The sequence below is a fragment of the Rhodococcus sp. SJ-3 genome, assembly GCF_051918125.1.
In the GTDB taxonomy this organism is placed as follows: domain Bacteria; phylum Actinomycetota; class Actinomycetes; order Mycobacteriales; family Mycobacteriaceae; genus Rhodococcus.
Window position 1 is genome coordinate 5407022 of the sequence record NZ_CM123306.1, and the last position, 20007, is coordinate 5427028.

A 20007-nucleotide genomic window follows, 5' to 3' on the forward strand; every position below is an offset into this window, starting at 1 on the left:
CTCGACGTGCCTGCGCGTTCGAATCGTTCCAACCCGAGGAGTTCATGTGCCGGATGATGGCGCGCCCCATCCCGACCTCGAGCACGAGCAGCGTTACCTGTCGATGCTGTACACACAGCTCGACGCACTGCGGGAGTACACCCGGACGCGCTTGAAGCGAGTGCTACTGGAGACGGGCGGCACTCCCCAGGCGCGTAGCGAGCGCGAATCGTTCACCCAGATGTACACCGAGGACCTCGCCAAGTACGACGCGGCCGAACACGGACTGTGTTTCGGCCGCGTCGACGTCCGCGAAGCCGCACACAGCGGCGACCCGGACGGTGACGGTGGGAGCATCGAAGCGCGGTACATCGGACGCATCGGCATCCTGGACGAGGACAACGACTACGAATCGTTGTTGCTCGACTGGCGCGCTCCTCTCGCCAGACCCTTCTATCTGGCCACCCCCGCAGCACCGGAGGGGGTGGTACTGCGCCGACACATCCGCAGCCGCAACCGCACCGTGACTGCCCTCAACGACGAGTACCTCGACCTCGACACTGCACGCGAGCACGCAAGCGTCGGATCCGCTGGTGGCATGGCCGGCGAGTCTGCGCTCCTCGACGCGCTCAACGCAGCCCGCACCGGGCAGATGCACGACATCGTCGCGACCATTCAATCGGAACAGGACGCGATCATCCGCTCCGAGCACAAGAGCGTGCTCGTGGTTCAGGGCGGCCCCGGCACCGGCAAGACCGCGGTCGCTCTGCATCGCGCCGCCTACCTTCTGTACACCTACCGCAAACAACTCGCCAAGAGCGGCGTGCTCATCGTCGGGCCCAACTCGACGTTCCTCGACTACATCGGTCAGGTGCTTCCGTCCCTGGGCGAAACCGGCGTGCTGCTGTCCACTGTCGGCGACCTCTATCCCGGGGTCACGGCCACCCTCGACGACGGTTTCGAGGCCGCAGAGATCAAAGGCTCCCTCGACATGGTGGACATCCTGAAGACGGCGGTCCGCGACCGGCAGGAAGTGCCAACGAAGCCCGTGCACCTCACCTTCGACACCTATCGACTCACGCTCGACCGCAAGATTGTCACGCGCGCCCGAGGCCGCGCTCGGTCGTCCCGTCGCCCCCACAATCTGGCACGGCCCATCTTCGTCTCCGCTGTCATCGAAGCGCTCGCGGATCAGATGGCAGAGCTCATCGGAGCGGATCTCGTCAATGGCGGAAATCTCCTGAGCCGCGAGGACATCGGCGACATCCGCTCGGAGATGCGGGCCGATCCCGACATCGTGACCGCAATCGACGCACTGTGGCCGACACTGTCACCGCAACGCGTGCTGTCGGACCTGCTGGCGTCGAAAAAGCGTCTGACCGCAGCCGCCCCCGGTCTCACCGAAGCACAGATCGACGCTCTCCATCGCCCGGGCCTACACGCTGGTTTCAGTGCCGCGGACGCACCACTGCTCGACGAACTCGCCGAACTGCTCGGCATCGACGATGCGGCAGAACGCGAAGGGGCCGCCAAGCGGTGGCGAAGGCAGATCGCCGACGCCCAAGGTGCATTGGACATCCTCACCGGTTCGGCGCCACAGGATCTGGAGGACGAACTCGATCCCGAACTGTTGATGGCATACGACCTGATCGATGCGTCGCAACTCGCCGAGCGTCAGGACATGAAGCAGCACCGGACGACGGCCGAACGAGCGGCAGGTGACCGGACCTGGACGTACGGGCACATGATCGTCGATGAGGCGCAGGAACTGTCGGCCATGGCGTGGCGCATGCTGATGCGCCGGATCCCGAACCGGTGGATGACCCTGGTGGGCGACACCGCTCAAACAGGTGACCCCGCCGGAACCTCGTCGTGGCACCGGATCCTGGAGCCGTACGTGAAGAACCGGTGGCGCAAGGCAGAGCTGACGGTCAACTATCGGACGCCCGCCGAGATCATGCACATCGCGCACGACGTGCTCGCCGAGATCGATCCCGAACAGGTTCCGCCTCGCTCGGTGCGCGATTCCGGATTCGAGCCCTGGGCGCGCCAGGTCGATCGGAATCACCTCGTCGATGTGGTCCGTGAGGTCCTCGATGCCGAGGTCGGCCCCGGCCTCACCGCAGTGATCGTTCCGCCGCGCCTGGTGCACGAATGGGCGCACCTGGCCTCGGATTCGGTGCGGGTGGCAACCGTCAAGGATGTGAAAGGACTCGAATTCGATTCGGTGGTGCTCGTCGAGCCGGCCGAGATCCAGGAGGAATCTCCGCGCGGACTCAACGACCTGTATGTGGCGTTGACGCGCGCGACCCAGCGCCTCGGGGTGGTCCACACTGCACCACTGCCGCAGGTACTCGGCGGGCTCACGACCTCGCTCGGGGCGAGTGACGCGGCGGAGAATCCGGCGCCGTGCTGATCCGTAGGTGGTCGTCCCCCCGGGAGGCCGGCCGTCGAGCAGCTCGACCGATGGTGCTGGGGGTGCTGGTGGGGGTCGTCGCCGCGGCGGTCTCGTGCGCCGACTCCCCCGATCACGTGGAACACGCACACGCCCCCGCCGCGACCTCGACGACGACTGCTCGTCCGGAGCAGAAGGCGCCGTTGCTCGATGCGCATGCCCTTCGGTTCAGGAATGCGTTGGCCGACTCCGGGTTGGCGGCGGGCGTGCCCGACGAGACACTGCTCGCGGTGGGCCGAGGGGTGTGCAGCCGATTGGCATCCGGCGCTCCGGAGGAAGAGGTGATCGGGGTGGTCCGTCCGATCGCGGCGTATGCCGCGACGGTCTCGGAGACGACGATGCCGGGCGACGAAGCCGCCCGGCATTACATCATGATCACGCGCGAGAAGTTCTGCTGACGTCAGCGCACCGTGTGCACGATCAGCACGTCGGAGGTGGACTTGCGGGCAACGTCCGACGGCACCGACCCGAGAAGGCGACCGGTCAGAGTGTTGAGTCCGCGATTGCCGATGACGACGAGGTCTGCATCGACCTCTTCGATGAGGGTCAGCAGGGAGTCGACGGGCGCGCCCACGATCGGCCGCTCGACGACGTCCTTCGCACCCGCTACCGTCGCCTTCTCCCGAGCGGTGCGGAGGATGTCGTAGGTCGGTGCGGAGCCGGTGACCTGATACGCCTCGTCGCGGAGGACGTCGGCCGCCTGGGCGGTATCACGGGCGTCAACGGGGTAGTACGCGCATGCGATCACCAGTTTGGCTCCGGCGTCCGCAGCGAGAGCGGCCGCCTTCTCCACGGCGCGGTACGACGACTCCGAGCCGTCGGTGCCGACGACAATGGTCCGGTAAGCGGTCATTCAGTCCTCCATCGATTATGTGTCGGCGCGGTGGCCGATCGGTGGCGACGGATCGAACAGGCGATCCCCCACACCTGATGCTGGCAAAGACACTAGCGGTCGCGGGGGTACGGGTGGGATGTTTGGGGTCGACACCTCATCAGAACCCGTTGTGTGTGTTACCTCGCGTCACCGAAACGTGGTCCGAACATGCCTCCGGGGAGCGGCCCGACATCAGCGATCGTGTCGCGCCACGGTACGGCAAGGTCGAGCAGCCGCTCGACCACTTCCTCACCGGCTGCCGCCCACGGTGCCACCCCGAGATCGTCGGTGAGATCCTCGACCAGCTCACGCACTTCGAATCCGTCGCCCGTCAACGTACCTGCGCGGTCGAGCAGTCCCGCCCCACGCAAGGCGGACTCGGCCCCATCCCATTCTTCGGCGGTCCAGCCTCTGTTCGCCTTCACGAATTCTGTGGTGAAGCCGATCCCGCTGGCGGTGTGTGTCACGAGCGCGTCGAGTCCCGTGAGCCCGGCGCCCTGCAACGCTGCGACGTGTCCGTCCCCACGGTATTCACGAAGCAGGGTCAACGCGTGCCAGAACACCAGGTGCGGCGCCTCCGGCCACGGCTGATCAGCGTACCCGGCGAAGAGTGCCCTGCCTTCGACGCCGGGGATCGACCGGGCAACGATCGCAGCCAACTCCGCGGCCTCGACCATCTCCTGTGACGCGATGACATCCGCTCCGAGCCACCGCGTCATCGCGGCATCCACTCCACGCACGCGAGCCGCATACACCGCGGACGGTGCGGCGATCTCCCATGCCGCGGGCAACGCTGCCCCGATCAGTCGCGGCGCGAAGTTGTAGAAGGTCGCGGTCGCGACGGCCGGCCCGACCGTGCCCATCGGCGCGACTCGGGACGCCACATACTTCATCGCAGAGCCCTTCAGCCCGAGCTCTCCCAGCTCCGAATGCACTTCCGGAGCGAAGTAAGTGAACGAATGAAGGAGCTCGAGGGCGCGAGCGGCGCGACCGGCGGCAGCAGAATCCATGAACCGGAACACTACGGCACCCGGCGGCGCGACCCGGGCGTGATTTCTGCCCAGGAGTGATTACTGGAGTCCAGCGGCGTCCATACCTCGCAGCTCCTTCTTGAGATCCGAGATTTCGTCGCGTAGACGCGCGGCGAGCTCGAACTGCAGGTCGCGAGCCGCCTGCATCATCTGGTCGGTCAGTTGCTGCACGAGATCGGCGAGTTCCGCGCGAGGCATCGATTTCGCGTCGCGACCCTCGACCACACCTGAACTTCCGATCCTCCCCGATTCGCCTGCAGCCCGGCGGCCGCGGCTCGCGTTGCGGCCCGACCCGCCCACCTCGATCTTCTCGGAGTCCTCGGCCTCCTCGTAGACCTGATCGAGGATGTCGGCGATCTTCTTGCGCAACGGTTGCGGATCGATACCGTGTTCGACGTTGTACGCGATCTGCTTCTCACGGCGCCGTTCGGTTTCGTCGATGGCGCGCGCCATCGAGTCGGTGATCTTGTCGGCATACATGTGAACTTCGCCGGAGACGTTGCGGGCCGCACGACCGATCGTCTGGATCAGCGACCGGGTCGAGCGCAGGAAGCCTTCCTTGTCGGCGTCGAGGATCGCCACGAGCGACACCTCGGGAAGATCGAGACCTTCGCGAAGAAGGTTGATGCCGATGAGGACGTCGTATTCCCCGAGTCGGAGCTGACGGAGCAGCTCCACGCGCCGCAGGGTGTCGATATCGGAGTGCAGGTACCGTACGCGCACCCCGAGCTCGAGAAGGTAGTCGGTGAGATCCTCGGCCATCTTCTTCGTCAGAGTGGTCACGAGAACGCGTTCGTCGCGCTCGACACGCCCCCTGATCTCGTGCAGAAGATCATCGATCTGCCCCTTCGTGGGTTTGACGACAACCTTCGGGTCCACGAGCCCGGTGGGCCGAATGACCTGTTCGACGAACTCGCCGCCCGCCTGCCCGAGTTCGTAGTCGCCGGGGGTCGCCGACAGATACACGGTCTGGCCGATCCGGTCGGAGAATTCCTCCCAGGTCAGAGGACGATTGTCGACGGCGGACGGAAGCCGGAACCCGAATTCGACGAGGTTGCGCTTGCGCGACATGTCGCCCTCGTACATCGCGCCGATCTGCGGCACTGTCACGTGGGACTCGTCGATGACCAGCAAGAAGTCTTCGGGAAAGTAGTCGATGAGGGTAGCGGGCGCCGACCCCGGGCCGCGCCCGTCGATGTGTCGCGAGTAGTTCTCGATGCCCGAGCAGAAGCCGACCTGACGAATCATCTCGAGATCGTATTGTGTGCGCATCCGAAGCCGTTGCGCCTCGAGGAGCTTTCCGCGGTTCTCGAGATCGGCGAGGCGCTCCTCGAGTTCGGATTCGATCGAGTTCACGGCGCGTTCCATGCGTTCAGGGCCGGCCACGTAGTGCGTTGCGGGGAAGATACGCAGCGAATCCACCTTGCGGATCACGTCGCCGGTGAGCGGATGCAGGTAATAGAGGGCGTCGATTTCATCACCGAAGAACTCGATGCGGACTGCGAGCTCTTCGTAAGCAGGGATGATATCGACGGTGTCACCCTTCACGCGGAAGGATCCACGTGTGAATGCCATGTCGTTGCGGGTGTACTGCACGTCCACCAGCAGACGGAGCAGGGCGTCGCGGGGTACTTCGACACCGACCTCCAGCTGCACCGACCGGTCGAGATAGGACTGCGGCGTGCCGAGTCCGTAGATGCACGAAACGGACGCAACAACCACGACGTCGCGACGCGAGAGCAGTGCCGAGGTGGCGGAGTGCCGCAATCGTTCGACGTCGTCGTTGATGGACGAGTCCTTCTCGATGTAGGTGTCGGTCTGGGCGATGTACGCCTCTGGTTGGTAGTAATCGTAGTAGGACACGAAGTACTCGACCGCATTGTGGGGAAGCATCTCGCGCAGCTCATTGGCGAGCTGCGCGGCGAGAGTCTTGTTCGGTGCCATTACCAGTGTGGGGCGCTGCACCCGCTCGATCAGCCATGCTGTGGTCGCGGACTTACCGGTGCCCGTGGCACCGAGGAGTACTACGTCCTTCTCCCCCGACTTCAGGCGGCGCTCCAGTTCGTCGATGGCGGCGGGCTGGTCGCCCGCGGGCTCGTACTCGCTGACCACTTCGAAACGTGCGTCGGTGCGCTCGATCTCTCCGACCGGGCGGAACTCGGAATGGGCAACAACCGGATGCTCGCTTGCGAACGCCATGCGATCCAGGGTAGGCGCTGCCACCGACATTCCGGCACCACCGAGCACACGGTCTCGCACTGGCCGCAACAGGTCGCGGTAGCGTGCCCACATGGTGCACCGTCTTCATCCGATCAAGGTGGAACGATTCGACGTGACCGCCCGGACCAACACCGACCCGAAGGGCACGGTGCGACCGGTCGAGTGTTTCCGAGTACTTCCGTGGGGCTTGTACATGGCCCGACCCGCAGATCACGTCCAGTTCGACTACCTCGAATCCTGGCTGTTGCCCTCTCTGCATCTACGAGCATCGATCTTCCACTTCCGACCCGGACACGAACGCGATCAGGACCGCTACGTCGACGTCGGAGCGTTCTGGCGTGACGGTGACGTCTGGCATTCACGCGACCACTACCTCGATCTGGTGGTCTCGACGGGGCGCAGTACCCGTGTCGAGGACATCGACGAGTTGTTCGCAGCCGTGGCAGCCGGGGTGCTCGACACCGACGATGCCGAGCGGGCGGTCGCCACCGCTGTCGCAGCGGTCGACGGAATCGCCTCCCACGGCCATGATCTGGACGCGTGGCTCACCGCCCAGGGTTTTCCTGTCGAATGGCGCTGAATCGATTCGATGCGCGCAGTGAACCGTTCACGCGCATTTTCACGTCGATATCGTTGGGCCGAACATCCGAAAACTCCTGGAAATCACATAATTCGACAACCTCGACGAGACCCACGCAAATACCTGCAGACCCCGCATGTTACTGTTTCGCGGTCAGCGAGCATTTGCATCACACGTGAAAAATCTCCGGACGAACGACCGGAGGGCAATCGGTGTCGACAGGGCGAGGAAACCCCTTCCTGTCGGCATGCGTGGCGCCGAAACACTTTCTCGAGCGCGCAGCAGCACAGCTGCTGTCCCGTTGACGTGCGCCCACAAATGGGCGTTGACCAGCAGGATACGTGCCCCGCGTGTCCGGAGCGGGCCGTGGCAGCGTCGCATCCCCTGGCCGTTCGGGTATACCGTCGACCCGCCGGTGGATAGCCGAAACCGAATTCGTGTCGCACTGTGCCCCGCGCCGGGCACCACGTCAATACGAAGGAGGTCGCATTGAACAGCACCGAGCTCGTTCAGTTCAGTGCCGTGACAGTTGTTCTGTTGCTTGTCTTATTCTATGGTGGAACATTTATCATTTCGGCCCGGATCGGCAAGAAGGACGAAAATGCCGACGGGTACATGACTGCCGGAAACAAAATTGGATTCGGCGTCTCGGCAGCGAGTATGACGGCCACATGGATCTGGGCGTCCTCACTATATGCGTCCGCAACCTCGGGATATACCTACGGAATCTCCGGTCCTATCCACTACGGACTCTGGGGCGCGTTGATGATTCTGTTCATCTACCCCTTCGGCAAGAGGATCCGCGCGGTCGCGCCCAAGGCACACACCCTGGCCGAGGTGATGTACGCACGACACGGGGCGTCGAGCCAGTTGATGCTCGCCGGATCGAATGTGGTGGGCAGCCTCATCAGTCTGATGTCGAACTTCATCGCGGGCGGCGTCCTCATCTCGATGCTTTCGCCCTTCTCGTTCGTCCAGGGCGTGGTGTTCATCGCGGCCGGCGTGCTCCTGTACACGCTGTGGTCGGGGTTCCGAGCGTCGGTACTCACCGACTTCGTCCAAGTGGTGGCCATGCTCGGAGCGGTTGTGGTGATCGTCCCGGCCGTCTTCTTCATCACTGGATTCCCCGACGCCTTCGAGACAGGTGCGAGCAACCTCAGCGAGCAGCAGAGCAACTTCTTCTCCAGCGACGCATTTCTCAACCAGGGCGCCCCTTATATCGCAGCGGTACTCGCCTATGCGATCGGAAACCAGACCATCGCGCAGCGTCTGTTCGCGGTACGTGAAGACCTGATCAAGCCCACTTTCATCACCGCAACCGTGGGCTACGGCGCGACGGTCATCGGTGTCGGAATGTTCGGTGTCCTCGCGCTGTACCTCGGGATCGACCCGATGGACGGGGACGTCAACAACATCATTCCGCAGATGGTCGCGTCGTATCTGCCGACGGTCCTGGTGGTGCTGTTCTTCGTCATGATCATCGGGGCACTGTCGTCGACGGCGGATTCCGACCTCGCCGCCCTGTCTTCGATCATGATGGCCGATGTGTACGGCCAGAACATCGCCGGTGGCAAGAAACACGCCGACCCGCAGCGCATGCTGTTCGTAGGCCGGGCCACGATGGTGCTCGCCACCGCGGCAGCAGTCGGATTCGCCAGTATGCGCTTGAACATCCTCGACCTACTGGTATTCGTCGGTGCGCTGTGGGGCGCGCTCGTCTTTCCGGTGATCGCCAGCTTCTACTGGGGCAAGGTCACCAACAAGGCGTTCACCAGCTCGGTGGTGCTCGCACTCGCCTTGTTCCTCCCGGTGCGATTCGAGTGGATCGCGATGGACGGCGCGGTCGGTTACCTCGTCGATATCGTCTCGGTCATCGGTGTAGGCGTGATCGCCGGCCTGATGGCATTCGGCTTCTTCGGGCTGCGGGTCGCGCGGGTCGTGGGCGTCGTAGCCGCGCTGATCGCCGCTCCGTTCTCGATCGGCTTCCTGCACGACTACGCAGTCCTCAGCGCATCGCTGGTGGCGTACGCGGTCAGCACGCTGGTGTGCTGGGCAATATCGGTGAACAGCAAGGAAGAGTTCGATTTCGATGTAATCGCACAGCGTGTCGGCGATTTCGACCCCGTGGAGGCCGACTCTGACGAAGATCCCGACAACGACCCGACCCTGACGAAGGACCGCGCATGAGTACCGTTGCCCTGACCATCTACGTCCTGATCTGGCCAGTCCTGGTGGCGCTGGTGTTACTTGTTCTCGGCCGCGGCTTCACCAAGGAATGGCTCGAAGCCCGACGGAACGGTGAAGATCTGGTCTGATCCACCTTCGTGCCGCATCCGGCTCGGCCCGCAGGAACGACACTGCCGTCGTCCTGCGGGCCGAGTCACGCAAGGGCCGAGTCACGCAAGGGCCGAGTCACGCAAGGGCCGAGTCACGCAACGGCGATGGTCATTTCAGGTGAGACTGGAGCAACGCTTCGAATGCCGAGCCGCCCCTGCCCTCCGACACAGCGGACGCGGTGTTGCCGGTCACCATCATCGCCGCGAGTTCGTCGGCGGCTCGGCGGATACGTCGCGGCAGTCCGTCCTCTCCCCGGTTCTCCCCGCCCCCGAAATCTTCGGTGGCGGCAAAGATTCCCGTGGGTACCACGACCGCACCCAGGAACGCGAACAATGGGCGCATCGCGTGGTCGAGCACGAGCGAGTGCCGTGCACTGCCCGCGGTGGCCGCGATGATCGTCGGCGTGCCGCGTAGGACATCGGGGTCGAGGGCGTCGAAGAACATCTTGAAAAGTCCGCTGTAGCTTGCTGTGAACACCGGGGTCACAGCGATGAGCCCGTCCGCTCGTGACACTCGTTCACGGATGTCGGCCAGCGCGGGTGTCACCACCTGCGTGCTCATCATGGTTGCAAGGTCTCCGGCGAGGTCACGCAGTTCGACGATATCGACGTCCAGCGATTCACCGCGCGCCTCGATCGCGGCGATCAGCGCGCCGGAGATCCGATCGGACAGCAGTCGGGTGGACGACGGTTGCGACAGTCCCCCGGTGACAACGATTACGCGGCGAGTCATTTCGACGCTCCCGCGGCCTCCGTGTCGATCGTGGCGGGCACGACGAGTCGGTGCGGCGAGTCCGGTCCGGCCGCCAGCAGGGAGGCATGGGTCGGCGGATCCGAGGGCACGTGTGCCGGACGGCGACGCTCGAACTCGGTACGCAGCACCGGAACCACCTCACGACCCAGGATTTCGATCTGGTCGAGAACAACGTCGAGCGGCAGGCCCGCATGATCCATGAGGAAGAGCTGACGCTGGTAGTCCCCGGCGTAGTCGGCGAACCCGAGGGTGCGCTCGATGACCTGCTCGGGCGTACCGACCGTCAGAGGCGTCATCGCACCGAACTCCTCGAGCGACGGTCCGTGCCCGTACACGGGGGCGTTGTCGAAATACGGCCGGAACCGGCTCTTGGCCTCGGCTTCGGTGTCGGCCATGAACACCTGCCCCCCGAGCCCGACGATTGCCTGCTCCGCGGCGCCGTGCCCGTACTGCTCGAACCGGGTGCGGTAGAGCGTGATCATCTGCTGAATGTGTTCCCTGTTCCAGAAGATGTTGTTGTGGAAGAACCCGTCGCCGTAGAAGGCAGCCTGCTCAGCGATCTCGGACGAGCGGATCGATCCGTGCCAGACGAAGGGCGGGACGCCGTCGAGGGGCATCGGAGTGGAGGTGTAGCCGTGCAGCGGGGTGCGGAACTTACCGTCCCAGTCGACGACCTTCTCACGCCACAGGCGGCGCAGCAGGTGATAGTTCTCGATCGCGAGGGGGATGCCCTGCCGAATGTCCTTGCCGAACCACGGGTAGACGGGTCCGGTGTTGCCGCGTCCCATCATCAGATCGACGCGCCCACCGGAGAGGTGTTGCAGCATCGCGTAGTCTTCGGCGATCTTTACCGGATCGTTGGTGGTGATGAGGGTCGTCGCTGTCGAGAGGACAAGGTTCTCGGTCCTGGCTGCAACCCAGCCGAGCATCGTCGTCGGCGAGGACGGCACGAAGGGCGGATTGTGGTGCTCGCCGGTGGCGAAGACGTCGAGCCCGACCTCTTCGGCCTTGAGAGCGATCTTCGTCATGGCGACGATGCGGTCGTGTTCGGTGGGTATTTGCCCCGTCGTGGGATCGCGGGTCACATCTCCGATAGTGAAAATCCCGAATTGCATTCCCGAACCTCCGTCATGTCGTTGAACAGTCAACTACTTCAACGGTCTGCTCCGGCGGTTTGTTCCCCCGACCCGAGACAACGTTCGTGGGCGCAACGACGTGCCTTGTCGATGCCGAAAGTACTAGATCGACCAATCGGTCGCGTCCGCCCAATCCGACGCCCGGCGGTAAGCCCGGTCGAACCACGGCTCCTTGATTTCTCGGTACACCGCCGCCGCACGCAGAGGATCGGGCTCGTCGGCAGCCGACTGCGCCGCTGCGCGCTTGACTTCCGCATACTCCTGAACGGCCTCCGCGTCGGCCCGCAACCAGTCGCGCAGAAGTAGGGAGAACCGTTGCCCGGGCCACCCATCAACTCTCAGCGCCACGCGCGCGGGGCGGCCGGGATCGGCACTACCGTGCAACCTCATCGACCACACTGCGGGATCGGTCTCACCGCTCGCACTGTAGGACGGCTTCGGAATGTCATGGTCGATCTGCTCGATCCGCGGGAAGCCCGCCGCCGCAAGCGGCTCGAGGAGTGCATCGGCGTCCGCGAGGTCCGCGACGGTGACCTGAAGATCGAGCATGTCCACCGCGTCGAGTTCGGGCACCGCAGTCGATCCCACATGGTCGATGCGCACCGCAAGCCCACCACACGCGAGAGCCAGTCGCGCTACGAGACGCCGGGCCTGCTGCTCCCATCGAGCCTGTGCCGGTCCGAGAACCGGCTCGGCATGCACGGCTGTGCGAGTACGGAGGTTCTCCTCGAACGGCACCAGTCGCTGCTCCCACAGCTGCCGGACCGCCTCGACAACGGCGCCGGGCTCACCGGTGTTGTCGAGCCAGACGTCGGCGACTTCACGACGCTGCTCTTCGGTGGCCTGTGCGCGGATCCGGGCCTTCGCATCGGATTCGGGCATCCCCCGCAGTGCCACGAGCCGACGCAGACGTTCCTCCTCACCGGCATGCACGACCGCGACGAGGTGGAACGCGGGGGCCATGGAACCTTCGACGAGCAGCGGAATGTCCTGCACGACAATCGCATCGTCTGCGGCTTCCTCGACGAGTTCGGCCGTGCGACGACCGACCCGGGGGTGGGTGATCGCATTGAGCACAGCGCGCGCTTCGTCGGTCGCGAACGCCTTCTCCGCGAGCACCGGGCGATTCAACGAACCGTCTGGAAGCAGGATCTCGTCGCCGAACGCATCGACGAGTTCTTCGAGTCCCTCCGATCCCGGCGCCACGATCTCCCGCGCAATCACGTCGGCGTCGACGAGAACCGCTCCGAGTGCAACAAGCTCCCTCGCCGCGGTCGACTTCCCCGCGCCGATGCCTCCGGTCAACCCCATTCGCAACACGTCGCCCAGTCTTGCATCACCGACCGTGATATCGGAACTCGGGCTGCCGCAGTCACATCGCGGTCACGAGCGGGTCACAGGCCGATCGCGAGTGATCCACCACGAGTGAAACACGCCTCTCACCTGCGCCAAATGCAGCATTTGCATCTCTCGGTCGGATATCGTCGTCCAGAAGCGTCCGACCACAGAGTCCAGTCCACTCGAGAAGGCAAGAATGCGATCCTCCCAGTCATCACCCGGTCGGCATCGCCTCGGTATGGAAAACGGTGTTCACTGCATCCTCATCCCCGAGGTGGCCGCCGCACTCACAGAGCACCGACGCAATTGGCTCACGATGCTCCTGACCAACGCGCGCCACAGCCAGGCCGCCATTCGTAAGCGCGCAACTGGACTGCCTTCCCAGTGGGCGACGCCCGCAGTGGGCTGATCACCCGGAGAGCATCCGGTACCACACGGATTCCGGGCACGACTCGACCGGCGGCCTCTCCCATGCGGGAGGGGCCGTCGGTGTCGGAGGGGCTCAGTCCTCCCAGCCCCTCGGCGCCATGCCGAACAGTTCCGGGAAAGCGGACGACCCCGCACCGGATGGTGCGGGGTCGTCCGTCGAAGCGCTCTATCAGGCGTTGCCCGACAGCTTCTCGCGCAGTGCAGCGAGCTGAGCATCGCTGGCGAGCGAGCCGCCACCGGTGGTCTCGGTCTCGCCGGTCTCCGGGGCCGAATCCGAGGAGTAGTTGCTGCTGGACACGCCGGCAGCAGCCTCGGCAGCCTCGTCGGCAGCCATCTTCTCGATCTGAGCGGTGTGCATCTTGTGACGACGCTCGGCCTCCGCGTAGCGGGACTCCCACTCCTCACGCTGCTTCTCGAAGCCCTCGAGCCATTCGTTGGTCTCGGGATCGAAGCCCTCGGGGAAGATGTAGTTGCCCTGCTCGTCGTAGCTGTCGGCCATGCCGTACTTCGACGGGTCGAACTCGGCCGTGTAGTCCTCGTTCGCCTGCTTGAGCGACAGCGAGATACGACGACGCTCGAGATCGATGTCGATGACCTTGACCATCGCGTCGTCGCCGACTGCGACAACCTGGTCCGGAACCTCCACGTGGCGCTCGGCCAGCTCGGAGATGTGCACCAGGCCTTCGATTCCCTCTTCGACGCGGACGAACGCACCGAACGGAACGAGCTTGGTGACCTTGCCCGGAACGATCTGGCCGATCGCGTGGGTCCGGGCGAACTGACGCCACGGATCTTCCTGCGTCGCCTTGAGCGACAGGGACACGCGCTCGCGGTCGAGATCGACGTCGAGAACCTCGACGGTGACCTCGGTGCCGACCTCGACAACCTCGGACGGGTGGTCGATGTGCTTCCAGGACAGCTCGGAGACGTGCACGAGGCCGTCGACACCGCCGAGATCGACGAAGGCGCCGAAGTTGACGATGGAGGACACGACGCCCTTGCGGACCTGGCCCTTCTGGAGCTGGTGCAGGAACTCGCTGCGGACCTCGGACTGGGTCTGCTCGAGCCATGCGCGGCGCGACAGAACCACGTTGTTGCGGTTCTTGTCGAGCTCGATGATCTTGGCTTCGATCTCCTTGCCCACGTACGGCTGGAGGTCGCGGACGCGACGCATCTCGACGAGCGATGCAGGCAGGAAGCCGCGCAGACCGATGTCGAGGATCAGGCCGCCCTTGACGACCTCGATGACGGTGCCCTTGACGGCCTCGTCCTTCTCCTTGAGCTCCTCGATCGTGCCCCACGCGCGCTCGTACTGCGCACGCTTCTTGGACAGGATCAGGCGGCCTTCCTTGTCCTCCTTGGTGAGGACCAGGGCCTCGACCTCGTCGCCCACCGACACGACCTCATTGGGGTCGACGTCGTGCTTGATCGAGAGCTCGCGGGACGGGATGACGCCTTCGGTCTTGTAACCGATGTCGAGCAGCACCTCATCGCGATCGACCTTGACGATGGTGCCTTCGACGATGTCGCCATCGTTGAAGTACTTGATCGTGGCGTCGATGGCGGCGAGGAAATCCTCGGCGGAGCCGATGTCGTTGACGGCTACCTGCGGCGAGGTGACGGTGGTGGAGGCCATGTGTTTGAGTTGCTCCGGACGGGTTGATAGTCGGTTGATTAACGCTTTCGGACAGGTGGACCGGCGCTGACGTGCACATCGCGCACTTTCCACCACGAGTGCCCTCGCGCAGACCGGTGAAGGACAGAACTCGGGACACTCGCGTGCACTAGGCTACGCGGTCCGGTATCGCCCCGGCAAACTCACCCGGCAGGAAGCGCCCCGCGTTCCGCGAGCATGATCGTCATCAGACCCGATTCTTTGCTCTGCTCCTGCATCATTGCGCGCGCCATCCGCTTCACGGGACCGTCGTCGAGCAGAAGATCCACCGACCGCGCCATGGCGACTCCGCCCTCGTGGTGCCGTCGCATCAACTGAAGGAACAGCACCTCCCCGTCGCGACCACGAGCTGCCGACAGAGCGTCGAGTTCCGCGAGTGTGGCCATCCCCGGCATGCTCTCACCGGCACCGGCACCGGCATTCGAACCGACGGCGCCTGCATGTGTGTGCGCGGCGCGGTGCCACCACATCGGATCGGGATTGGTCGGAGGCGCTTCTGCCAAGGTCAGCCAGCCGAGCAGCGTTCCGAGTTCGATCCGCTGCGCGGCATCGATCCGGTCGGCGAATGCGACGACGGTGGGATCGAAGTCCGGTGACAGCCGCGCCGTCATCTGCAACGCCTGCTGATGATGGATCACCATGTCCTGCACGAATCCGACTTCGACGTCGTTCAACACCGGTTCACCCGCGTCCGGCGGTTCCACCAGCGGCCGAAACGCCGCACCGACGACCAACAGGAGACCCGAGAGCGATACCAACGCCAGGACCCCGACCATGATGCTGGGCGCTCGGGAGAGGCCTCCTGCTCCGTTCATGACCCGATCGTGGACAACTGGTCGGCGGGTGGGGTGTAGACGTCCTCGCTCAGACGCAGCGTCATGAACCCGTTGTCCGAACAGCTGACCCACAGCTCGTTGCCTCGCCATTCCGGGGGCGAGAAGCACCAGTCGCTGGACAGGTCGCCGGCAACTACCATGCCGCTGCGTGACGAGCCCGCCTGGGCGAGATCGAACTGCCCTCCGATCGCGGCCTGCAGCACCGCGGGCGCACTGAGAATCGGTACACCGATCACGGATGCCAACGCGTGCGGCGAGTTCGGCCGCTCGAGATTACGCGCGGTCATCGCCGGTGGGTTGTAGTAGGCGATCTCCTTCACGTCGAACGGGTCACGGACGTCGAAGACGCGGATACCGGAGGACACCCATCCGCACGCCAGGGCCGTGGGATTCACCGGCCGGTCCGCCGAGCAGTAATGCGATTCGTAGGAGAACGCCGAACCACCCATTCCTGACGCGACCTGACTGTCGATGTTCTCCGGCAGATTGATCTCGAGCTTGATCGAATTCACGATCGTCGGTTTCGTCTCGTCCCCCACGTCGATGAGCTTGACCCCACCCGACCCACCTTCGTCGACCGTGAACAGGTACGGATGTCCCTCGTAGGAGACGGGAATGCTGTGCTGGGTGGCCCAGCCGTCCGTCCATGACATCGAGGCAACCTGAAGGACCTGCGCGCCTGGGTCACGGCGTTGCACGGCGCTGATGTCGAGCACCGTCAGGCCGCCGAAGTTGTTGGACAGGTACAGCCGGTTGCCGTCGGGCGAGATCCCGAACCCGTGCCCGGACATCCCCATCCAGCCCTGCCAGATGACCCTCGGATCGGTCGGCTCCGTCAGGTCGACGGCGCTGAGCACCCCTTCGGTACCCGATGACCAGTAGGTGAGGCCATCGGGTGAGAATCCCCCCTCGTGCGCGGTGATCGGGAGCGGCATCCGCGGGTCGGTACCCGTACCGGGGTTGAGCAGTCGCGGGTGCGAGCAGTCGGAGACGTCGTACACCGACAGCAGCCCCGCACCGAACAACGCCGGAACACCTGTTCCCACCAACAGTTTTCGTCCCGGATGCACTTTGAGACTTTCCCAGGTTCCTGCGAGCATCGCCGGTTCGGTGAGTGTCACGGTCGGTCTCGGATCTGCGGGGTCCGACCCGTCGATCACCTGTACGCCCGTTTCCGGTCCGACGAGACTACCGGGGAAGATACTTCCCATGTAGGCGCAGTGGTCATAGCTTGCCGAGACAATGCCCGCGCCGTCACCCGCGAACCCGCCGAGCCGTGTGATGTTGCATTCGTAGCCTTCAGCGCTGCGTCCGCTGGCGCGATCAGCAGCAGGCACGTCGCCCTGCAACCCGGGCTCGGGTCGTGATCCGGGCCCGCATTCTGCGCGCGCCGCCGCATGCCGCCCGAACTCGCCGGCCTCTCGGACTACGCCGGACGAGTCCTGCGGCGGTGGACCCGCCGCGGCGATCCCCGCCGGCACCAAGAGCGCCGCCGCCGCGACGACGGCCGTGTAGCGGCCACGATTCCCCCACATGACATCCCCCTTCACACCGGGCATCGATGCCCGGGCCCCGCGGTGAGTATGTTCGACATCACACAGCCACGTCAACGCCTTCCCATTGCGAATCCCAATGGCGAACCGTCTGCAGTGCACGTCCTACGCTGTTTCCATGTCCGACCCGTCGCTACCGCCCGATCCTCGTCACGCCACTGCCAATGAACTGCTCGGCACGTCGAAGGCAGGCCGTGCACGCGTGGGCAGCCGCGACAGTGAGCATGCCAGCCGCACGTGGTGGGACGCCGACGCCGGTGATTACCACCGCACCCACGGTGACTTCCTCGGCGCGGACTCACCCGCGGGCGAATTCGTGTGGTGTCCGGAGGGCCTGCACGAAGGCGACGTCCGCCTTCTCGGCGATGTCCGAGACAAGGACGTCCTCGAACTCGGTTGCGGATCGGCGCCGTGCGCGCGCTGGCTCGCAGGTGAGGGTGCCCGCGCCGTTGGGCTCGACCTGTCGATGGGCATGCTGTCGCGCGGTGTCGAGGCGATGGATCGAGGTGGACCGCGCGTGCCGCTCGTGCAGGCAGGCGCCGAGAATCTCCCCTTTCCCGACAACAGTTTCGACATCGTGTGCTCCGCGTTCGGCGCTGTCCCGTTCGTCGCGGATTCGGCGCAGGTGATGAGGGAGGTCGCACGGGTACTGCGTCCGGGTGGACGTTGGGTGTTCTCGGTCAACCACCCGATGCGGTGGATCTTCCCTGACGATCCGAGCGAGCGCGGATTGGTCGCGATGTTCCCCTATTTCGACCGCACACCGTACGTCGAGGTCGACGACGATGGCATACCGACCTACGTCGAGCATCACCGCACCATCGGCGATCGTGTCCGCGAGCTCGTCGCAGCCGGCTTCGAGATCTACGACATCGTCGAACCCGACTGGCCCGAGCATCTCGACCGGGAGTGGGGACAGTGGAGCCCGCTGCGCGGCGAGATCTTTCCGGGGACCGCGATCTTCTGCAGCCGCGCGCCAGGCGACGCGACCAGCGCGCGACCAGCTCTGATCTGACCGAGTCGTCGATCACGCGAGCTCAGAGCAGGCGGGCCAGGAACTCGCGGGTGCGGTCATGCTGCGGATCAGTGAGCAGGTCGTCGGGCGCGCCCGCCTCGACGACCACCCCGCCGTCCATGAACACCAACTGATCGGCGACCTCTCGCGCGAACCCCATCTCGTGGGTGACCACCACCATGGTCATGCCGCCGTCGGCGAGATCGCGCATCACGGAGAGCACCTCCCCCACGAGCTCCGGGTCGAGAGCCGAGGTGGGCTCGTCGAACAGCATGAGCTTCGGTTCCATCGCCAGCGCCCGCGCGATGGCCACGCGCTGCTGCTGTCCGCCCGACAGCTGGGCCGGGTACGCATCGGCCTTGTTGCCCAATCCCACCTTCGACAGCAGGTCGCGGGCAATTTCGGTGGCTTCGCTACGGCGCATCTTCTTCACCAGCATCGGCGCTTCGATGATGTTGGCGATCACCGTCCGGTGCGGGAACAGGTTGAAGTGCTGGAAGACCATTCCGATCTCGCGGCGCTGTTTCGCAGCCGTGCGCGGATGCAGTTCGTGGAGTTTGCCTCCGCGTTCGGCATAGCCGACGAGTGTGCCGTCGACGTAGAGCCGCCCCGCGTCGACACGCTCGAGGTGGTTGATGCACCGTAAGAACGTCGATTTACCTGAGCCCGACGGGCCGATCAAGCACGCGACCTGGCCACGCTGCACCTCGAGCGAGATCCCTTTGAGCACTCGGACGGCACCGTAGTTCTTGCATACCCGATCGGCCCGCACCATGGGCACGTTGTTCGGCTCGGTCGTCCGGCCTGACGCGGTCACTTGCGCTCACCCCCGGGGATGGTCGGATCTGTCGGCGGTTCCGGTTGGATGACGACGGCCTTACCTTCGGCGTCGGCGAGGGCCTGCAACTGGCGAGCCGTCAGGTGCCGGGTCATGCCCTTCGAATAATGCTTCTCGACGAAGTACTGGCCCACCATCAGGATGCTCGTGATCGCCAGATACCACGTCGCTGCGACGAGGAACAGCGGAATCGGCTGGAAGTTCGCACCTGCGATGTCTCGTGCCCGGGCATAGAGTTCAGCGGTGTACGGCACGGCCGCAACCAGCGAGGTGGTCTTGAGCATGCTGATGAGTTCGTTGCCGGTCGGCGGGATGATCACGCGCATGGCCTGGGGGAGCACGGTCCGCCGGATCGTCTGCGCCCACGACATTCCCAAGGCGGTGGAGGCTTCGAGCTGTCCTTCGGGAACCGAGCCGATTCCGGCGCGGACGATTTCGGCCATGTATGCGGCCTCATTGAGGGCGAGGCCGATCACCGCGAACAGGAACGCCGCATTCAGTGACTGCAGATCGATGTGGAAGAACTGGTGCACGAACGGGATTCCGATGTCGAGCTGCTTGTAGATCGACGGGAACAGGCCCCACAGCACGAGCTGAACGTACACCGGGGTGCCGCGGAATACCCACAAATACACCCACGCCACCGATTTGAGCACCGGGTTCGGCGACAAGCGCATCACCGCGAGAACCACGCCCAGCACAACGGCAATGAGCATGGCGAGCACGGTCAGCTGAACCGTGTTCCATGCTGCCTCGCTGATGCGCCGGTCGAACAAGTACTGCCCGTAGATGTCCCAGCGATACGCCTCGTTGGTGGCGGCGCCCCACACGAGCAGGATCAACGCGATCACCACGACGGCGCCCGCGATCCACCGGCCTGGACGCCGCAACGGGACGGCCTGTATCGGTTCCGGTTCGGTCTCGGCCGCGCCGGATTCGGTGTGCTGATTCATCGGGC

Annotated in this window: 18 protein-coding genes; 7 read left to right on the forward strand and 11 right to left on the reverse strand. The window is 64.8% G+C overall.

The annotated features are described in order from the left end of the window. Positions 1–46 precede the first annotated feature (46 nt). The gene (locus ACTDXD_RS25110) at positions 47–2395 is read left to right on the forward strand and encodes a HelD family protein (RefSeq protein ID WP_440124869.1); all 2349 of its coding nucleotides are present in this window, start codon (positions 47–49) and stop codon (positions 2393–2395) included. 50 nt (positions 2396–2445) lie between these two features. Beyond that, positions 2446–2832: a DUF732 domain-containing protein gene (locus ACTDXD_RS25115; protein WP_440124870.1), complete on the forward strand. Its 387-nt coding sequence runs from the start codon at positions 2446–2448 to the stop codon at positions 2830–2832. Between the two features lie 2 nt (positions 2833–2834). Here the strand turns inward: ACTDXD_RS25115 and ACTDXD_RS25120 are convergent, their stop codons facing one another. The 3 genes from ACTDXD_RS25120 to uvrB form a co-directional block, all read right to left on the reverse strand. After that, the gene (locus ACTDXD_RS25120) at positions 2835–3287 is read right to left on the reverse strand and encodes a universal stress protein (protein WP_440124871.1); all 453 of its coding nucleotides are present in this window, start codon (positions 3285–3287) and stop codon (positions 2835–2837) included. 158 nt (positions 3288–3445) lie between these two features. After that, a complete protein-coding gene (locus tag ACTDXD_RS25125; RefSeq protein ID WP_440124872.1) occupies positions 3446–4318 on the reverse strand; it encodes an SCO6745 family protein in 873 nt (290 codons plus the stop codon). A 60-nt stretch (positions 4319–4378) separates the two neighbouring features. Beyond that, a complete protein-coding gene (gene uvrB, locus ACTDXD_RS25130) occupies positions 4379–6538 on the reverse strand; it encodes an excinuclease ABC subunit UvrB (RefSeq protein ID WP_440124873.1) in 2160 nt (719 codons plus the stop codon). A 91-nt stretch (positions 6539–6629) separates the two neighbouring features. Between uvrB and ACTDXD_RS25135 the strand changes: the two genes are divergently transcribed. From ACTDXD_RS25135 to ACTDXD_RS25145, 3 genes are all read left to right on the forward strand, one after another. Next, positions 6630–7139 (forward strand): DUF402 domain-containing protein, encoded by a 510-nt coding sequence (locus tag ACTDXD_RS25135; RefSeq protein ID WP_440124874.1) that lies wholly within the window; start codon positions 6630–6632, stop codon positions 7137–7139. 489 nt (positions 7140–7628) lie between these two features. Beyond that, on the forward strand, positions 7629–9326 hold the full coding sequence (locus tag ACTDXD_RS25140; RefSeq protein WP_440124875.1) for a sodium:solute symporter family protein: 1698 nt from the start codon (positions 7629–7631) through the stop codon (positions 9324–9326). Further along, complete coding sequence (locus ACTDXD_RS25145) at positions 9323–9454, forward strand: putative transporter small subunit (protein ID WP_440124876.1); 132 nt, start codon at positions 9323–9325, stop codon at positions 9452–9454. The genes ACTDXD_RS25140 and ACTDXD_RS25145 overlap by 4 nt, the downstream gene beginning before the upstream one ends. A gap of 130 nt (positions 9455–9584) precedes the next feature. Here ACTDXD_RS25145 and ACTDXD_RS25150 read toward each other — a convergent pair whose 3' ends face one another. The 3 genes from ACTDXD_RS25150 to coaE all read right to left on the reverse strand — a co-directional run bounded on the left by ACTDXD_RS25150 (position 9585) and on the right by coaE (position 12685). After that, a complete protein-coding gene (locus tag ACTDXD_RS25150; protein ID WP_440124877.1) occupies positions 9585–10208 on the reverse strand; it encodes an FMN reductase in 624 nt (207 codons plus the stop codon). Then, on the reverse strand, positions 10205–11344 hold the full coding sequence (locus tag ACTDXD_RS25155; RefSeq protein WP_440124878.1) for an LLM class flavin-dependent oxidoreductase: 1140 nt from the start codon (positions 11342–11344) through the stop codon (positions 10205–10207). Before ACTDXD_RS25155 ends, ACTDXD_RS25150 begins: the two co-directional genes overlap by 4 nt. 123 nt (positions 11345–11467) lie before the next feature. Continuing rightward, a complete protein-coding gene (gene coaE / locus ACTDXD_RS25160) occupies positions 11468–12685 on the reverse strand; it encodes a dephospho-CoA kinase (RefSeq protein ID WP_440124879.1) in 1218 nt (405 codons plus the stop codon). A gap of 214 nt (positions 12686–12899) precedes the next feature. On the opposite strand from coaE, the gene ACTDXD_RS25165 reads away from it, so the two are divergent. Continuing rightward, on the forward strand, positions 12900–13112 hold the full coding sequence (locus ACTDXD_RS25165) for a hypothetical protein (protein WP_440124880.1): 213 nt from the start codon (positions 12900–12902) through the stop codon (positions 13110–13112). A 189-nt stretch (positions 13113–13301) separates the two neighbouring features. Here ACTDXD_RS25165 and rpsA read toward each other — a convergent pair whose 3' ends face one another. The 3 genes from rpsA to ACTDXD_RS25180 all read right to left on the reverse strand — a co-directional run bounded on the left by rpsA (position 13302) and on the right by ACTDXD_RS25180 (position 17178). Beyond that, complete coding sequence (gene rpsA, locus ACTDXD_RS25170; protein WP_440124881.1) at positions 13302–14768, reverse strand: 30S ribosomal protein S1; 1467 nt, start codon at positions 14766–14768, stop codon at positions 13302–13304. 182 nt (positions 14769–14950) lie between these two features. Next, on the reverse strand, positions 14951–15622 hold the full coding sequence (locus ACTDXD_RS25175) for a DUF305 domain-containing protein (RefSeq protein WP_440124882.1): 672 nt from the start codon (positions 15620–15622) through the stop codon (positions 14951–14953). After that, positions 15619–17178, reverse strand: a complete 1560-nt coding sequence (locus ACTDXD_RS25180; RefSeq protein ID WP_440124883.1) for an LVIVD repeat-containing protein — start codon at positions 17176–17178, stop codon at positions 15619–15621. The genes ACTDXD_RS25175 and ACTDXD_RS25180 overlap by 4 nt, the downstream gene beginning before the upstream one ends. A gap of 136 nt (positions 17179–17314) precedes the next feature. Here ACTDXD_RS25180 and ACTDXD_RS25185 point away from each other — a divergent pair, with 136 nt between their 5' ends. Next, a complete protein-coding gene (locus ACTDXD_RS25185) occupies positions 17315–18211 on the forward strand; it encodes a class I SAM-dependent methyltransferase (RefSeq protein WP_440124884.1) in 897 nt (298 codons plus the stop codon). A 22-nt stretch (positions 18212–18233) separates the two neighbouring features. Here the strand turns inward: ACTDXD_RS25185 and ACTDXD_RS25190 are convergent, their stop codons facing one another. Beyond that, entirely contained in the window at positions 18234–18986 is a 753-nt protein-coding gene (locus ACTDXD_RS25190; RefSeq protein WP_440127790.1) for an amino acid ABC transporter ATP-binding protein, read from the reverse strand. Between the two features lie 38 nt (positions 18987–19024). Next, positions 19025–20002, reverse strand: coding sequence for an amino acid ABC transporter permease (locus ACTDXD_RS25195; RefSeq protein WP_440124885.1), 978 nt, complete (start codon positions 20000–20002; stop codon positions 19025–19027). Positions 20003–20007 lie beyond the last annotated feature (5 nt).

What these genes read in the sequence shown, in the direction of transcription:
- ACTDXD_RS25155 (WP_440124878.1), bottom strand. Translation starts at nt 11,344, where the DNA reads ATGCAATTCGGGATTTTCACTATCGGAGATGTGACCCGCGATCCCACG.
- ACTDXD_RS25180 (WP_440124883.1), bottom strand. Translation starts at nt 17,178, where the DNA reads ATGTGGGGGAATCGTGGCCGCTACACGGCCGTCGTCGCGGCGGCGGCG.
- ACTDXD_RS25165 (WP_440124880.1), top strand. Translation starts at nt 12,900, where the DNA reads ATGCGATCCTCCCAGTCATCACCCGGTCGGCATCGCCTCGGTATGGAA.
- ACTDXD_RS25135 (WP_440124874.1), top strand. Translation starts at nt 6,630, where the DNA reads ATGGTGCACCGTCTTCATCCGATCAAGGTGGAACGATTCGACGTGACC.
- uvrB (WP_440124873.1), bottom strand. Translation starts at nt 6,538, where the DNA reads ATGGCGTTCGCAAGCGAGCATCCGGTTGTTGCCCATTCCGAGTTCCGC.
- ACTDXD_RS25175 (WP_440124882.1), bottom strand. Translation starts at nt 15,622, where the DNA reads ATGAACGGAGCAGGAGGCCTCTCCCGAGCGCCCAGCATCATGGTCGGG.
- ACTDXD_RS25150 (WP_440124877.1), bottom strand. Translation starts at nt 10,208, where the DNA reads ATGACTCGCCGCGTAATCGTTGTCACCGGGGGACTGTCGCAACCGTCG.
- ACTDXD_RS25115 (WP_440124870.1), top strand. Translation starts at nt 2,446, where the DNA reads ATGGTGCTGGGGGTGCTGGTGGGGGTCGTCGCCGCGGCGGTCTCGTGC.
- ACTDXD_RS25190 (WP_440127790.1), bottom strand. Translation starts at nt 18,986, where the DNA reads ATGGTGCGGGCCGATCGGGTATGCAAGAACTACGGTGCCGTCCGAGTG.
- ACTDXD_RS25185 (WP_440124884.1), top strand. Translation starts at nt 17,315, where the DNA reads ATGTCCGACCCGTCGCTACCGCCCGATCCTCGTCACGCCACTGCCAAT.
- ACTDXD_RS25145 (WP_440124876.1), top strand. Translation starts at nt 9,323, where the DNA reads ATGAGTACCGTTGCCCTGACCATCTACGTCCTGATCTGGCCAGTCCTG.
- rpsA (WP_440124881.1), bottom strand. Translation starts at nt 14,768, where the DNA reads ATGGCCTCCACCACCGTCACCTCGCCGCAGGTAGCCGTCAACGACATC.
- ACTDXD_RS25125 (WP_440124872.1), bottom strand. Translation starts at nt 4,318, where the DNA reads ATGGATTCTGCTGCCGCCGGTCGCGCCGCTCGCGCCCTCGAGCTCCTT.
- ACTDXD_RS25195 (WP_440124885.1), bottom strand. Translation starts at nt 20,002, where the DNA reads ATGAATCAGCACACCGAATCCGGCGCGGCCGAGACCGAACCGGAACCG.
- ACTDXD_RS25120 (WP_440124871.1), bottom strand. Translation starts at nt 3,287, where the DNA reads ATGACCGCTTACCGGACCATTGTCGTCGGCACCGACGGCTCGGAGTCG.